The sequence below is a fragment of the Ensifer adhaerens genome (genome assembly GCF_001270265.1).
In the GTDB taxonomy this organism is placed as follows: Bacteria; Pseudomonadota; Alphaproteobacteria; order Rhizobiales; family Rhizobiaceae; genus Ensifer; species Ensifer adhaerens_B.
The window spans coordinates 166,868-183,029 of record NZ_LGAP01000002.1 but is presented as its reverse complement, the minus strand read 5'-3'; the positions used below and the strand labels follow the sequence as shown (position 1 = coordinate 183,029).

The 16,162-nt window shown below is 63.5% G+C and carries 12 protein-coding genes and 1 pseudogene; all 13 read left to right on the top strand.

Going from position 1 to position 16,162, the window contains the following annotated elements; translation table 11 throughout:
- Positions 1-49: 49 nt before the first annotated feature.
- Positions 50-382, top strand: a complete 333-nt coding sequence (locus tag AC244_RS05670) for a hypothetical protein (protein WP_053247840.1) — start codon at positions 50-52, stop codon at positions 380-382.
- A complete protein-coding gene (locus AC244_RS05665) occupies positions 375-1,454 on the top strand; it encodes a CobW family GTP-binding protein (RefSeq protein ID WP_053247839.1) in 1,080 nt (359 codons plus the stop codon). Before AC244_RS05670 ends, AC244_RS05665 begins: the two co-directional genes overlap by 8 nt.
- Entirely contained in the window at positions 1,451-2,671 is a 1,221-nt protein-coding gene (locus AC244_RS05660) for an ABC transporter substrate-binding protein (protein ID WP_053247838.1), read from the top strand. The genes AC244_RS05665 and AC244_RS05660 overlap by 4 nt, the downstream gene beginning before the upstream one ends.
- Positions 2,672-2,682: 11 nt before the next feature.
- The gene (locus tag AC244_RS05655) at positions 2,683-4,050 is read left to right on the top strand and encodes an amidase (protein WP_053247837.1); all 1,368 of its coding nucleotides are present in this window, start codon (positions 2,683-2,685) and stop codon (positions 4,048-4,050) included.
- A gap of 240 nt (positions 4,051-4,290) precedes the next feature.
- Positions 4,291-5,256, top strand: coding sequence for a helix-turn-helix domain-containing protein (locus tag AC244_RS05650; protein ID WP_053247836.1), 966 nt, complete (start codon positions 4,291-4,293; stop codon positions 5,254-5,256).
- A 108-nt stretch (positions 5,257-5,364) separates the two neighbouring features.
- Positions 5,365-7,404, top strand: coding sequence for a hydantoinase/oxoprolinase family protein (locus AC244_RS05645; protein WP_053247835.1), 2,040 nt, complete (start codon positions 5,365-5,367; stop codon positions 7,402-7,404).
- Positions 7,397-9,352 carry a hydantoinase B/oxoprolinase family protein gene (locus AC244_RS05640; RefSeq protein ID WP_053247834.1) on the top strand — a complete coding sequence of 652 codons (1,956 nt, stop codon included), beginning with the start codon at positions 7,397-7,399 and terminating at the stop codon, positions 9,350-9,352. Before AC244_RS05645 ends, AC244_RS05640 begins: the two co-directional genes overlap by 8 nt.
- Before the next feature lie 55 nt (positions 9,353-9,407).
- Entirely contained in the window at positions 9,408-9,851 is a 444-nt protein-coding gene (locus tag AC244_RS05635) for a GNAT family N-acetyltransferase (protein WP_053247833.1), read from the top strand.
- Positions 9,852-9,892: 41 nt separating this feature from the next.
- Positions 9,893-11,248: an aspartate aminotransferase family protein gene (locus AC244_RS05630; RefSeq protein WP_053247832.1), complete on the top strand. Its 1,356-nt coding sequence runs from the start codon at positions 9,893-9,895 to the stop codon at positions 11,246-11,248.
- Between the two features lie 273 nt (positions 11,249-11,521).
- Positions 11,522-11,758, top strand: a pseudogene (locus tag AC244_RS37935) (hypothetical protein); the annotation flags it as partial.
- A gap of 78 nt (positions 11,759-11,836) precedes the next feature.
- Complete coding sequence (locus tag AC244_RS05620) at positions 11,837-12,313, top strand: GNAT family N-acetyltransferase (RefSeq protein WP_053247830.1); 477 nt, start codon at positions 11,837-11,839, stop codon at positions 12,311-12,313.
- 11 nt (positions 12,314-12,324) lie between these two features.
- Positions 12,325-14,355, top strand: a complete 2,031-nt coding sequence (locus tag AC244_RS05615) for a beta-N-acetylhexosaminidase (RefSeq protein WP_414735881.1) — start codon at positions 12,325-12,327, stop codon at positions 14,353-14,355.
- 144 nt (positions 14,356-14,499) lie between these two features.
- Positions 14,500-16,122 carry a ribosomal protection-like ABC-F family protein gene (gene abc-f / locus AC244_RS05610; protein WP_053247829.1) on the top strand — a complete coding sequence of 541 codons (1,623 nt, stop codon included), beginning with the start codon at positions 14,500-14,502 and terminating at the stop codon, positions 16,120-16,122.
- Positions 16,123-16,162 lie beyond the last annotated feature (40 nt).

The window sequence follows — 16,162 nt, the reverse complement described above, 5'->3', positions numbered from 1 at the left end:
ACAGGGGTGGCTTGACCGCCCCTGTCCATCAGACAGGCTGGATGAAGCGATGTGCTCTCTCTGCGGCGTCCTTGGAGGCAACGAACACTGGGCCGATGCCGTGGCGCGGCCAGGCGTCTATACCCGCAATGTCGAGCGCATCGATCGACGGCGCGAACGCGCCAATCGCGTGCGGATCGCCAATGCGATGCTGGCACGTTTCGGCCTGACCATATCGGATTGGCAGGGTGCATCCTTCGTGCTTTCCACCCGCACCGGCAAAAGCGAGATCATCGAGGATCTCGGCCATCTCTGGCCGGCCGCCGAACGGCTCTGCGGCCGCCCTTGCGATCCGCTCGACCCGACGCTGATTGTCGCCGCGGAGGTTGCGATCGATGACTGAACCACAGGTCCCGCTGCTGACCCCGATCAACCTGCTCACGGGCTTCCTCGGCTCCGGCAAGACGACGCTGCTTGCACGTCTGCTCGCCGATCCGGCCCTTTCGGACGCCGCCGTTCTCATCAACGAATTCGGAGAGGTCGGCCTCGACCATCACCTGGTCGAGCGCATCGACGACACCATGGTGCTCTTACAATCGGGCTGTCTCTGCTGCACGGTGCGCGGCGAGCTGGCCGATGCGATCAAGGACCTGCATTCGAAGCGGGAGCGCGGGCTGGTCCCGCCTTTCCGTCGCATCGTCGTTGAAAGCACCGGGCTTGCCGATCCATTCCCGGTGCTGTCGACGATCAAATCCGACTCGGTTCTGCGCCACCATTTTCGCCCCGGTAACGTGATCACCACCGTCGATGCGGTCAACGGGCTTAGCCAGCTCGGCACCTATGTCGAATCCAACCGCCAGGCCGCGGTCGCGGATCGGCTGGTCATCACCAAAGTCGACCTGGCGCCAGCCGGCGACGTCGTCAGTCTTGTCGAGAAACTGCGCGGCATCAATCCGGACGCGCCGCTTCTGACGGCGACCGATCCGTCCTTCGATGTTGCCGACCTCGTTGACGAGAACCTCAGCCTGCGCGCAGCGGCGCTACAATCGTCAAGCGGCTTCTACTGCGAGGCACCGGTTCAGCTGACAACGGCGGAAGGTGCCGTTCATCAATCGGCGGTGACCTCCTTCGTGATGACGGTGGAGCGCGCCATCGACTGGACGGCCTTCGGTATCTGGCTAACGATGCTGTTGAACCGCCACGGCGAAAAGGTGCTGCGGGTGAAGGGCATTCTCAACATTGCCGGCGAGGAGCGCCCGGTCGCCATTCATGGCGTTCAGCACCTGGTGCATACGCCGGTGCACATGGAGCGGTGGCCAGACGAGGATCGCCGCTCGCGCATCGTCTTTATTGTTGACGGTCTGGACGTTGGCCTGCTGAAACGATCGTTCGAGGCATTCGCCCTCGACCGGTCGCCAGCCGAGGCCGCGGCCGTCCCGAAACGCAGTCTTCAGGAACGTCAGTCGTCTTCATGAGCAAACACCAGCCTGACCAAGCGACAACAGCGACACCAGCCCTTCATCTCGCAGGTCGTCCACGCCTGCGCGTGCTCGGCACGGCGATCTCGTTGCTGGAGGAGCTGCGGGTCCGCGCCGAGGCGGATCTCGGCATCGATGTCGTCTTCGACAACAACGACTTCCTGACGACCCAGCACAAAGCGGCGCAGGAGCCTGATAGTTACGACATCTACGACCAGTGTTTCCATAACCTCGATATCGTCTGGTACTGGCGGGCGATCCAGCCGATCGATATCGGCCGTATCACGCTCTGGAACGAGATCAACGATCTGACCAAGACCGGCCATATCGGCCCGAATGCCCGCCTGGGGCAGGGGGATGCGCCGGTCAAGAAGCTGTTCGTGCAGCCCAATCTCGAACTGGGCGACACGCCATCAAGCACGATCTCGATGCTGCCGACGACGCACAATTTCGACAGCTTTGCCTATCGGACAGATGTTGCGCCCAATACGGTGTCGATGAACAGCTGGGCGGCGCTGCTCGACGAGCGCTGGGCAGGGCGCGCGGCCCTCGTCGACGAGCCGGCGATCGGCATCTTCGATGCCGCCCTTGCCGCACAGGCGTCCGGGCTGATGTCGTTCGACAATATCGGCAGCATGACGGTCGACGAGATCGACCGGCTGATCGGGCTCTTGGAGGAGCGCAAGAAGAACGGTTATTTCCGCGCCTTCTGGCGCACGGCCGAAGATGCGGCGCGGTTGATGGTGCGCGGCGAGACCGATATCCAGAGCATGTGGTCCACGGGCATCAGCATTCTCAACGGCCAAGGCGTTCCGGTGGAACAGGCGGTGCCGGCGGAAGGTTATCGCGCCTGGCATGGCGGGCTGTGCCTGGCGCGTCATCTCTCGGGCCGCATGCGCGACGTCGCCTACGACTATCTTAACTGGTGGATTTCCGGCTGGCCGGGCTCGGTCGTCGCACGCCAAGGCTATTACATCTCGACGCCTGAGCGCTCGCGGCAATTCATGTCGGTGGCCGAGTGGGACTACTGGTATGGCGGCCTGCCTGCGGCATGCGACCTGCCGGGCCCGGACGGCACCATTCGCATCCGGGCGGGATCGGTCCGAAGCGGCGGTTCCTACTGGCAGCGCGCCAACTGCATCGCGGTCTGGAACACCACCATGGACGAACACAATTATCTGGTCCGCCGCTGGATGCAGTTGGTCGAGAGATAGAGGGAAACGCGATGACGCAGGATCTTGGCGGACGGTCGATCGCGCAGCTTTCCGCGCTGCTGCAATCCGGTGCGCTCGATCCGCGCGATCTGGCAGGCTGGACGCTCGACCGGATCCGCAACCACGACGACCAGACGATTTTCACCACTGTTTTGCCGGAGCGGGCGTTACACGAGGCTGGCGCCTCCGCCCGGCGCATTGCGGCAGGCCGTTCGCTGGGGCTTCTCGACGGAATTCCCGTCGCCTGGAAGGACCTATTTGCGATCGCCGGCGTTCCGACGACGGCGGGATCAGCCGTGCTGAAGGACGCGCTGGCGGCGCAAGAAGACGCGGCCGTGGTGACGGCGCTTGCCCATGCCGGCCTGGTCAGCATCGGCCGGGTCAACATGAGCGAGTTCGCCTTTTCCGGGCTCGGCATCAACCCGCATTACGGCACGCCGCGCAATCCGCGCGCACGCGACGTCGATCGGCTGCCGGGTGGCTCGTCGTCGGGCTCCGGCGTTGCGGTTGCGGCCGACCTTGTGCCCGTGTCGATCGGCACGGATACGGGCGGGTCGATCCGTATCCCCGCCGCCTTCAACGGTATCGTCGGCTATAAGGCGACCCGGGGCCGCTATTCCATGCGCGGCGTCTTTCCGCTGTCCAAGAGCCTCGATTCGCTTGGTCCCCTCTGCCGCACGGTGCAGGATGCCGTCTGGGTCGATGCCGCGATGCGCGGCCTGCCCGCGCCGGAAATCCGTCGCGGCAGTCTCGAGGGCCTGTCGATCGTAGTGCCGACAACGGTGGTCTTCGACGGCGTCGAAGACGGTGTCGTTTCCGCTTTCGAAGCAGCCCTCGACCGGCTGGAACGGGCCGGCGCCCGTATCCGCCGCCAACCGTTTCCGGCATTCGCACGTATTTTTGAGACAATGGCGCGGCACGGGCCTCTGGTCACGGCCGAGGCCTTCGCGCTGCATCGCGAGCGGTTGGAAGGCCCGCAGGCGGCATCGATGGACCAGCGCGTCGTGGCACGGGCACGGCTCGGGCAGGGGATCAGCCTTTCCGATTACATCGCCACGCTTGAGATACGCGAGGCGCTGATCGCCGACGTCGCGGCCAGCGTTGGGCCGAAAGAGCTTATCGCCTATCCTACGGTCGCCCACGTGGCGCCTCCCATGGCGCCGCTTCTCACTGACGATGCTTTGTTTGTCGAAACCAACGCCCGCACCCTGCGAAACACCTCGATTGGCAATTTTCTCGACTGGTGCGGCGTCTCGCTGCCCTGCGGTAGCGGGGAGGCCGGCATGCCGGTCGGCCTGCTCCTTTCCGCCCAGCCGCATCACGACGCGCATCTCTTGTCGATGGCGCTTGCGGCGGAAGCGGTCGTGCGCGCCGATTGAGGTGCTCATTGCCCTGCGAACACGCCCAGCGACAAGAGCAAGCGCACTTTGCGACTAGCCGGGGCGGGAAAGGCATAGTCTACTGCTTGACGACCTTCCGGAAACGCCGGTCGCAAAGGCCCTGAAGAGGCCGCGACGTCCACGGTGGCCGGTCAGGAAAAATAGGCCGCGATCGGCCGTCGCATCGGCAACACGGGAACAGCCGAAGCGAACGGACGGCGGACTGGATGGGAGCTTCGCATGGACGTGAGTTATTCCACGGCAGGCACGGTTGCGTTCGAGCGCAAGCGCTATTGGGACGAGGCGGTGTCGAGCACCTACTTCCCACTCGACCTGCGCTTCCAGAATTCGGCGGAGTTTTCCGGCGAGCTGAACGTCTGGGATCTCGGCGCGGTGTCGCTGTCGCGACTGGAATCCGACGGGCTTCTCTACCGACGACAGAAGCGGCATCTGCTGCATGAACGCGAAGAAAGCTACCTGATCACCGTGCCCGAGAAAGCGGAGATCAGTTTCGAGCAGAGCGGCAAGGCGGTGCGCTGCAAGCCGGGCGCCTTCCTCGTCGAGCGCAGCCATCTGCCCTATGAGTTCAGCTATGCCGCGAAGAACATGCTTTGGGTGCTGAAGGTGCCGATCGCCACGCTGCGCCCGCGTGTCGGCCTGCCCGAGCGCATCGCATCACTCAGCTTCGATTCGACCCGGGGCACCGGCGCCTTGTTCGTCGATATGATCCGGTTGATCGCGCCGCGGCTTGTCGAGATGGATGCCCCCGCCCGCGACATGACCGGCAAACATCTGGTCGATATTCTCGCAATGTCGCTCACCGCCGACGAGCGCATGCTGACGTCCGATGCCGGCTCGGTTCAGGTCGGCCACCTCCATCGCGTCGAGAGCTACATCCGTGCCAATCTTGCCCGGACCGATCTCGGGCCGCAGGCGATCGCCGATGCCTGCGGTATCTCGGTGCGCTACCTGCATCAGCTGATGAAGCGGCAAGGCACTTCCGTATGCCAATGGATCCGGGTCCAGCGGCTTCTGCGCTGCGACGAGATGCTGCGCGATCCGTGTTGCCGCAAGCTGGTTTCGGAAATCGCCTATGCGCTTGGCTTCAGCGACCATGCGCAGCTCAGCCGCCACTACAAGGCACATTTCGGCTACAGCCCGAGCGAAGCGCGCGAGCGCTATAGCCTGGGGAGCCCCAGCGGCTGAGCCGGGCAGCCGACAAACTCTAGGAAGACACAAGGTGATCGCACGCCCGAATGGGCGAAGGGCGAAGCCTTGCCCGATTTTCAACGGATGAAAGACAGGAGACGGATTTTGCAGAACCTTCGCGTTGCGGTCGATGTCGGTGGCACCTTTACCGATATCTGCATCATGGACGAGACCACGGGCCGGATCCGGGTCGAAAAGACGTCGTCCTCCGCCGATCCGATCGACGGGATCATGTCCGGCGTCGAGAAAGCCGGCATCGATCTGTCGAAAGTGGCGCTTTTCTCGCACGGTACCACCGTTGCCACCAACGCCCTGATCACGCGGCGCCTGCCGCGCACGGCGATGGTGTGCACCCGCGGCTTTCGCGACGTGATCGAGATCCGCCGCGCCAACAAGGAAGATCTCTGGGATACCTACAAGGATGTGGTGCCGCCCTATGTGCCGAGGCGCGACCGGCTGGTGGTCTCCGAGCGCGTCGACGCGCAAGGCGGGATCGTCGCCTCACTCGACGAGGAAGAGGCACGCGAGGTGGCGCGCATTCTCAAGCGCCGCAATGTCGCGGCAGTCGCCGTCTGCTTCATGAACGCCTTCATGAACGGTGCCAACGAGCGCCGGATGAAGGAAATCCTGATGGAGGTGATGCCCGGCGTGCCGGTATCGACCTCGTCCGAAGTCCTGCCCGAGATCTTCGAACATGAGCGTTTCTCGACGACTGTCGCCAATGCGGCGCTCAGCCCCGTCGTCGTCGATTACACGTCGCGGCTCGGCAAGCGGCTGCAGCAGGAAGGCTATGAGCGCGACCTTCTGCTGCTGCACACCGGCGGCGGGGTGATGACGCCGAAAAGCGTCGAGGACTTTGCTGCCCGTCTTGCCGGCTCCGGCATCGCCGCCGGCGCGATCGCCAGCAAGTACATTGCCGAACTCTGCGGCTTCCGGAACTCCATCGGCCTCGACATGGGCGGCACGTCGACCGATGTGTCGCTGGCCTATGACGGCCAGTCGCGCATCACCAAGGACTGGTTCATCGAGTTCGGATATCCGATCCGTTTCTCGTCGATCGAGGTTCTGACCATCGGCGCCGGCGGCGGGTCGCTTGCCTGGACCGACGAGGCCGGATCGTTGCGCAACGGGCCGCAGTCGGCCGGCGCCAATCCGGGCCCGGCCTGCTACGCCAAGGGCAACCGGCAGCCGACCAATACCGATGCCAATGTCGTGCTCGGCCGCCTCGGCACCAGTCTTGCCGGCGGTAAGATCACGCTCGACGCGAACCTTGCCCTTGAGGCGGTCCGCGAAGGGGTAGCCGAGCCGTTCGGGCTCGAGCCCCATGCGGCGGCCGATGCGATCATCCACGTCGCCAATGCCAACATGTCGGACGCTGTGCGGCTGATCTCAATCAGCCGCGGTTATGACCCGCGTGACTTCGCGCTCGTCGCCTTCGGTGGTGCCGGGGCGCTGCACGGCGCGGCGATTGCCCGCGAACTGTCGATCCCCGCCGTCATCGTTCCGCCGAACCCCGGCGTCACCTCGGCGCTCGGCTGCCTGCTTGTCGATATGCAGCACGATTTTTCCGAGAGCTATCTGAAGGCGGCCGCCGACGCCGACGCAACGGCGATCGAGGAGGCTTTCCTCCGTCTCGAACAGGAAGCATCGGAGCGGCTTGCCCATGAAGGCGTCGCGGCTAAGGACGTGGTGCTCCAGCGCAGCATCGATATGATGTATCTCGGGCAGTGGCGCTCTCTGGCCGTCTCTGCGCCGTCGCCTGTCGCCGACATCGCGCCGCTGGTCGAAGCCTTTCATCGCGAGCATCAGCGCGAATACAATTTCCGTCGCGACGAAACGCCCGTCAGCCTGTTCCGCATCAACTTGAAAGCCGTCGGCATGGTGCCAAAGGCGTCGCTGGCCCGGCACGAGCCGAGCGGGCTCACACCCGAGCCGAAAACGTGGCGGAGCGTCTGGTTTGCGGCCGACGCCGCGCTCGATACGCCCGTCTACGACCGCGAAACTCTGCCCGCAGGCTTCGTCTTCAAGGGACCCGCCATCGTCGAGCAGCTCGATTCCACCGTCGTCGTCCCGCCGGGAACGACCGCGGAGGTGGACACCTATCTCAACATCATCATCCGCATCGAAGGTGAAGCGAATGTCTGAACAGCAAAACCTTGACCCGGTGACCTTCGAGGTCCTGAAGAACTCCTTCATCACCAGCGTCGATCAGATGGCCGAGCAGATTTTGAGAACCTGCTATTCCTTCGTCATCTATAACAGAGACTTCTCCAGCGCCCTTCACGATGCCGAAGGCAATTCGGCAGCCCAGGGCAACCAGGACATCGCGGTCCATGTCGGCACGTTGCATTTCACCTGCAAGGATGTGATCCGCGCCTTTGACGGCGATATGCATCCGGGCGACGTCTACGCGATCAACGACCCCTATGCCGGCGGCACCCATTTCAACGACGTCCGGCTCATCCGACCGATTTTCGTCGACGGAAAGATCATCGCCTTCAGTCAGTCGAACGGACACTGGTCGGATCTCGGCGGCAGCGTACCCGGCTCCTTCGATGTCGCCGCCAAGGAGATGTTCAGGGAGGGTATGCGGATCACGCCGATCCGCTTGTTCGACAAGGGGCGCTTCTGCAAGGACGTCGCCCATCTGATTGCCTCCAACACCCGCGACCCGGCCTCGATCATCGGCGACATTCACGCCCAGGCGCAGGCGACCCAGGTCTGCGAGCGCGAGATCCTGCGGCTCGTCGGCAAATACGGTGAGGGCACGGTGAAGCAGGGGCTCGGCGCCGTGCAGGATTATGTCGAGCGCGCGATGCGCCAGCGCATTGCCGCGCTGCCCGACGGCGAATGGGAAACCCAGGACTTCATCGACCGCGACCCGGCCGGTAACGAGGGCATGATCCCGATCAAGGTCAAACTGACGATCAAGGGCGACCGGGCGATCTACGACTTCACCGGCAGCCACCCGACCATTGGCTCGATCTACAATTCGGCATTTGGCGCGACCTTCTCGGCGGTCGCGGCAGGCATGAAGACATTCTTCCCCGACCTGCCGCTCAACAGCGGCTTCTACCGGGTGTTCGAAATCATCGCGCCGGAAGGCTCGATCGTCGATGCCAAGTGGCCGGTGGCCGTCACCGGCTTCCTCATGCCGTTCGAGAAGATCATGAACGCGATCTACGAGATCTGGTCGAAGATCATCCCGGAGCGCGCCATCGCCTGCGCCTTCAATCTTGAATATCTTTTGACCGGTGGGCGCGACGCGCGGGCAGCGGAGAAACCGATCTTCATGTTCTATGACTGGCTGCCCGGCGGTTGGGGCGGGCGCAACGGCATGGATGGCTGCAACGTGACGACGGCCTGCTTCGGAACGGGACTGATGGCCCAGCCGGTTGAGGGGCAGGAGCGGGCAAATCCGATCCTGACAACCGAATTCGAGGTGCTGACCGATTCGGCCGGTCCTGGGAAATGGCGTGGCGGCGCCGGCGTGCTCAAGACCTCCCGCATGCTCGAAGCCGAAAACACGGTCATTTCCTACATCTGCGACCGCGAGCGCGCCATTGTCTGGGGCATCGAAGGGGGGTTGCCGTCGATGCCGCACGGATTGACGCTGACGCGGGAAAAGACGGGAGAAAAGGAATGGCTCGGCGCCACCTTTTCGGATGTCGCAATCGAGGCTGGCGATATCTTCTCGCGCCCGACAGCCGGCGGCGGCGGCTTTGGCGATCCGCTCGAGCGCGATCCGCAACGCGTCCTTGCCGATGTGATCGACGATTACGTCTCGGTCGAGCGAGCGGCGAAGGACTATGGCGTCGTCATCGAGCCCGTCGATCCGGAAATCTGCGCTTACGAGATCGATACCGCCGCGACGGCGGAACTGCGGCGACAGATCCGGGCTGACCGCCTGGGCTGGCTGGACGAGGATCCCGCCGAGGTCTCGGCGAAATTCAAGGCCGGAGAGATCAATGCGCTCGACGCCGTGCGCCGCTATGCCGTGATCCTCAACTGGGACACGGGCGACCTGCTGCCTGTCTCAACCGACCAATTCCGCGACATGTATCGCAAACGGTCGGCGGACGCCTGGCAGTAAGGACGCAAACGCTTGGTTGGTGGGCGGCTCGCCCACCCGAACACGGGGGGACGTTATGGCAGGTGTTACGATCGTTGCCGCGGGCGAGGACGACAGATCCGCATGGAACGAACTTCATGCGGGATTTGCCGCCTTCTACCGGGTTGAGCAGACCGACGAGATGCGGGATCGGGTCTGGGGCTGGATCCGCGACGGCCAGCTCGAATGCCGACTGGCGCTCGATAGCTCTGGCCGCCCGATCGGGTTGACCCATTTCCGGGAATACATAAGGCCGCTGATGGCGGCACGCGGCGGTTTTCTCGACGATCTGTTTGTTGCGCCCGAGGCTCGCGGGAACGGGGCAGCACCGGCCCTGATCCGCGCTGTTGCCGACATCGGGCGCGAACGCGGCTGGTCCGTCATCCGCTGGATCACGCGCGACAACAACTACAGGGCTCGCGGCCTTTACGACCAGCTGGCCACCAGAACGGATTGGCTGACCTATGATATTGCCTTGTGATCACGCAACAGAGTGATCACGCATCAGAACGGGAGACGCCGATGACCGCACAGCCGAATTCCACCGAAGCGCGGGACATGGCCTACCATCTCCATTCCTACACCAACCCGCGGCGGTTGGAGCGGGAGGGGCCGCTGATCATCGACCGGGGCGAGGGCATCCATGTCTTTGACAACAGCGGCAAGCGCTATATCGAGGGCATGGCGGGGCTTTGGAGCGTGGCGGTCGGCTTCGGCGAGAAACGGCTGGTCGAGGCGGCGCGCAGCCAGATGGAGAGGCTGCCCTACTATCATACCTTTTCGCAGAAATCGCACGGACCGGTTGTTGACCTGGCGGAGAAGCTGGTCAGCATGGCGCCGGTGCCGATGTCCAAGGTCTATTTCGCCAACTCCGGATCCGAGGCGAACGACACCGCAATCAAGCTTGTCTGGTACCGTTCCAATGCGCTCGGAAAGCCGGAGAAGAAAAAGATCATTTCGCGCATCAAGGGCTATCACGGCGTGACGGCGCTGAGCGCCAGCCTGACTGGCTTGCCCAACAACCATCGCTCCTTCGATCTGCCGTTTGCCAACATCCTGCACACGACCTGCCCGCACTACCGCACCGGTGCGGAACCGGGGCAGGACGAGCTTGCGTTTTCGCGCTGCTGTGCCGAAGAGCTGGAGGCGCTCATCCTCGAGGAGGGACCGGAGACGATTGCCGCTTTCATCGGCGAGCCGGTCATGGGCGCCGGCGGCGTCATCGTTCCGCCGGAGGGCTATTGGGCGGAGATCCAGGATGTGCTGCGCAAATACGACATCCTGCTGATAGCCGACGAAGTGATCTGCGGATTCGGGCGCACCGGCAACATGTTCGGATCGCAGACCTTCGGTATGCGGCCGGATATCATGACGCTCTCCAAGCAGCTGTCCTCGTCCTATCAGCCGATCGCAGCCCTCATGATCAACGACAACGTCTATGAGCCGATCGCCACTGAGGCGGACCGGATTGGAGCGCTTGGCCATGGGTTCACCGCCAGCGGACATCCGGTCGCCGCTGCCGTGTCGCTCGAAAACCTTGAGATCATCGAAGAGAAGGATCTGGTCGGCAACGTTCGCCGTCTTGCGCCGCATTTCCTTGGCCGGCTCAATGCGCTCGAACGTCACCCGCGTGCGGTCGAAGCGCGCGGTGTCGGCCTCATCGGCGCGCTCGAACTCGAGCCGGCCGACGGCGCTGCCGCCGGAACAACGGGGGCGAGGGTGAGTGCCATGCTGCAGAGGAACGGCCTGATCTGCCGCAATATCGGTGACTCGATCGCCTTTTGCCCTCCGATGATCATCACCTCGGCCGAGATCGACGAGATGTTTGATATCGTCGAGGCTAGCCTTGTCGAGCTTGGTCGATTGATGCCTGCATGATTGTCTGGACATCAGGCCCGCATCACGGCTCCGACAAGCCGGGCCGCAGACGCCTTCGCGATGATAACGGAAGATCTCCGCGACGAGACAGTTGAAAGCTGAAGGGCGCGCGCCTCCCCTCGGTTGCATCTCCATCCTTCGTCGTAGCGAAAAGACGCAGATTGACACGCCTTCGATCCTGGACATATCATTAAGTCAAATTATTTGACTTATTAATGCGTTCATTGAGCCTGGAGGGGGAATGGTCGCAATTGCCGATCTCGGTTGTGCCGTCGTCAATGGCAGTGCATCGTCATTTGCCTCGCACTCCGGCCGCAGCTGATCCTCATGGTCGAGCCGACGACGGCGCTCGATATGGTGGTGCAGCGCGAGATCCTCAAGCAGGTAGTCAACATTCAGAGCCTCCACGGCTTCTCGGCGGATGTCCAGCAGAGCAGCCGCTCGCACACGACTCGCAAGCTCTGGGGCGCTTCTGCCGCTCCCGGTTCCCGCAAGAGAGTGGGAGAATGAACGTCTTACCCATCGTCTCACCTGAGCCAACGCCAGCGCACACTTGGCGCCGCCTAATTCGCACCTCACAGGTTCTCAATGGATTATCTCGTCAATCTATCTCTGCTTCGCTCAAAGCCCGAACTCGACCGGCGGATGGAGGCGGCCGGGGTGACGATCAGGCGCGCCCTGGCGCCCGAGTTCGAATTGGTGACCGCGTGGGTGCAGCAAAAATTCGGTTCTGGCTGGGCTGGCGAGACCGCCGTCGCGTTCGCCCGCCAGCCGCCAACCTGCCTTCTGGCCACGCGCGATGGACAGCTCATCGGCTTTGCCTGCCACGAGTCGATCGCGCGCGGCTTCTTCGGCCCGACCGGCGTCGACGAAGCGGCACGCGGCGAAGGCATAGGGCACGCATTGCTGCTTGCCTCTTTGCTCGATTTGAAGACGATGGGCTACGCCTATGCCATCATCGGCGACGTCGGTCCGTCGGAGTTCTACGAGAAGACCGTCGGCGCCATGCCGATCCCCAATTCCGCGCCGGGCATTTATGCCGGCATGCTGAAAATCGACGACTAACCCTGCTGGAGATGATGATGACGATCGCCACCAAACCGGAATTTCGGCTGGAAACACTCTGGACGCCGGCAAAGACGGATACCCAAGCGGTTTATTCACTGACACTGACGAACGCCTCCGATCGTCCGCTTAAGGATTTTCGGCTCTGCGTTTCGGGACCCGCCCGCATCGACCCCGCGGCTGTCGTCGAGGGCGGGACATTGTTGAGCCGGCTTTCCAACCATTCCGAGTTTGCGCCGCCGGCTGACCTGGTGCTTCAGCCGGGAAGTGTGTGGACCGTAAAGGCGCATGGAATGAGCTTCGAGCCGCAGCACTGGACCGACGGCGCCAACTCCGCCTATCTCGTTCTTGCCGACGGCAGCACGGCGCCGATCTCCGTCGTGCCGTCGCGCGCCCACGGCGACAATGCCGAGCTGAAACGAGGCGCGGTCATCTATCCCGTGCCGAAGGTCGCACCGGTTGCCGTCTCCGTCGTGCCCTGGCCGCAGGAGGTGTCCGTCTCCGGCCGCCTGACGCCGCCGCTCGGGCTCGACCTTTTTCCGGACGGGGCGGAAGCCGAGGCCGCAGCGCGGGCATTTGCCGAGCTGACCGGCAGCCTGTTTCCGGTCGAAGGCCTTGTCAGGCCGGTGGCGGAAGGCGGCCTTCCGGCAACGCTTTCGCTCTCGGGCGATCTCGCGGAGGAGGGCTATGTCATCCGCTTCTCGCCAGCGGGCGTCGCGGTGACCGGCGGCACGCGCACCGGTCTTCTCTATGGCCTGATCACGCTCGGACAGATCCTGCGCGGCGCGAGGCTTCATCCCGGCACGTTCCTGTTTCCGGCAGGTGGCGAGATCAGGGACGAGCCGGCGCTCGCCTGGCGCGGCACGCATCTCGACGTTGCCCGCCAGTTCTACAGCACCGCCGAAGTCTCGCGGTTCCTGCGGCTGATGGCCTGGAACAAGCTCAATCGCTTCCATTGGCATCTCTCCGACGACGAGGCCTGGCGGATCGAGATCGACGCCTATCCAGCGCTGACCGATGTCGGCGCCTGGCGCGGCCATGGCCGCAATATCCCGCCGCTGCTCGGCTCCGGCCCGCAGGTGACGGGCGGCTACTACACCAAGGCTGCCGTTCGCGAGATCGTCGCATTGGCGGCGACTTTGGGTATCGAGGTGATGCCGGAGATCGATGTTCCCGGCCATTCCTTCGCGATGCTGCAGGCCATTCCCGAGCTGCGCGATCCAAATGAGGCCGGCAGCTATTATTCCGTGCAGGGTTTTCCGGACAATTGCCTCAACCCGGCCCGCGAAGAAACCTATCGCGTGCTTGAAGTCGTCTTGGACGAACTGATCGAACTCTTCCCGTCGAAGATTATCCATGTGGGTGCCGACGAGGTGCCGCTCGGCGCTTGGTCGGGTTCGCCCGAGGCGCTCGAACGCTTGCGTGCCGTGGCCGGCGACGAGATGGCGACAACCCACGCCCAGCGGCTGAATGTCGTCACCAATACCCATGGGGCAGACGAGATCGACGGGTCGGGCGCAGCCGTGCTGCAGGCCGAGTTCCTTGCCCGCGTCCAGAGCTTCCTCGCAAGTCGCGGCTGCGTCACCGGCGGCTGGCAGGAGGCCGCCCATGGCAACGTCATCGACAAGGAAAAATCGCTGCTGTTCGGCTGGCGAACGGTCGAGGCCAATGCCGAGCTTGCCGGCGAAGGCTACGACATCGTCGTTTGCCCGGGGCAGGTCTATTATCTCGACATGGCCAACAGCCCGGCCTGGTCGGAGCCCGGCGGCAGCTGGGCCGGGTGGTCGGATCCGGAAAAACTCTACCTGTTCGACCCGATCGAGGGATGGACCGAGGCCCAAAAGAAACATCTGCGCGGATTGCAATGCTGCATCTGGTCCGAGCCGATGACCGATCGCGGTGTGTTCGACCGTCTGGTGTTCCCGCGGCTGTCGGCGCTGGCCGAAACCGGCTGGACGCGCCCGGAGCGCAAGAATTTCAAACGCTTCGAGGCGCTGGTCGGGCTGATGCCGGTTCTCTACGGCTTCTACTCCGAGCAATAATCCTTGCTGTTGAACGAGGCATCAAAGCGATGCGATGCCTCGTTTCCCGTGCGTTTTTGAGGGGGCAGACGCCGCGAATCAACGTTTGCGGCGCGGCCGTTACCCGTGACATAAGGGCGCCGCAACGTTTCGGGCCCCTAAAATATGATTCGTATCGAGAATATCAGCAAACAGCTCAGCCACCGGATACTCTTCATCGAGGCATCCGCAGCTCTTAACAAGGGCGAGAAGGTCGGTCTCGTCGGCCCCAACGGTGCGGGCAAGACATCGCTCTTCCGGATGATCACCGGCGAAGAGATGCCGGACGAAGGCCAGGTCGCCGTCGATAAGGGCGTGACGATCGGTTACTTCAACCAGGATGTCGGTGAAATGTCCGGCGGCAGCGCCGTTGCCGAGGTGATGAACGGTGCCGGCCCGGTGAGCACCGTTGCCGCCGAACTGCACGAGCTTGAAGCGGCCATGGTCGATCCTGATCGTCTCGATGAGATGGACGCGATCATCGAGCGCTACGGCGAGGTGCAGGCGCGCTACGAGGAACTGGACGGCTATGCGCTGGAAGGCCGCGCCCGGGAAGTGCTGGCGGGCTTGAGCTTCTCGCAGGAGATGATGGACGGTGATGTCGGCGCGCTTTCGGGCGGCTGGAAGATGCGCGTCGCGCTCGCTCGCATTCTGCTGATGCGGCCTGACGTGATGCTGCTCGACGAACCGAGCAACCATCTGGATCTCGAAAGCCTGATCTGGCTTGAAGCATTCCTGAAAGGCTACGAAGGCGCGCTGCTGATGACCTCGCACGATCGCGAGTTCATGAACCGGATCATCACCAAGGTGATCGAGATCGACGGCGGCTCGCTCAACAGCTATTCCGGCGACTATGCCTTCTATGAGCAGCAGCGGGCGCAGAACGAAAAGCACCAGTTGGCGCAGTTCGAGCGCCAGCAGGCGATGCTCGCCAAGGAAATCAAGTTCATCGAGCGCTTCAAGGCGCGTGCCTCGCACGCAGCCCAGGTACAGAGCCGGGTCAAGAAGCTCGAAAAGATCGACCGGGTGGAGCCGCCCAAGCGCCGCCAGACCGTGTCGTTCGAGTTCCGGCCGGCGCCGCGGTCGGGCGAAGACGTGGTCAACCTCAAGAACGTGCACAAGAAATATGGCGAGCGCAGCATCTATGAGGGTCTGGATTTCATGGTGCGCCGCCGCGAGCGCTGGTGCATCATGGGCATCAACGGAGCCGGCAAATCGACGCTGTTGAAACTGGTGACGGGCTCGACCGATCCGGACGAGGGCAGTGTCGCGCTCGGCGCCAGCGTTAAGATGGGCTACTTCGCCCAGCACGCCATGGACCTGCTTGATGGCGAGCGCACGGTGTTCCAGTCGCTCGAAGACGCGTTCCCACAGGCCGGCCAAGGTCCGCTCAGGGCGCTCGCCGGCTGCTTCGGCTTTTCTGGCGACGACGTCGAGAAGCGCTGCCGGGTGCTTTCCGGCGGTGAGAAGGCGCGGCTGGTGATGGCAATGATGCTGTTCGATCCGCCGAACCTGCTGGTGCTCGACGAGCCCACCAACCACCTCGATCTCGACACCAAGGAAATGCTGATCAAGGCGCTGGCGCAGTACGAGGGCACGATGCTGTTCGTCTCGCACGACCGCCATTTCCTGGCGGCGCTGTCCAACCGCGTGCTGGAGCTGACGCCCGACGGCGTGCATCAATATGGCGGCGGCTATACCGAATATGTCGCCCGCACCGGCCAGGAAGCGCCGGGCCTGCGCAGTTAACATCGATCGGTCGCGGCCAAGCCGTGACAACTGTCCAAAA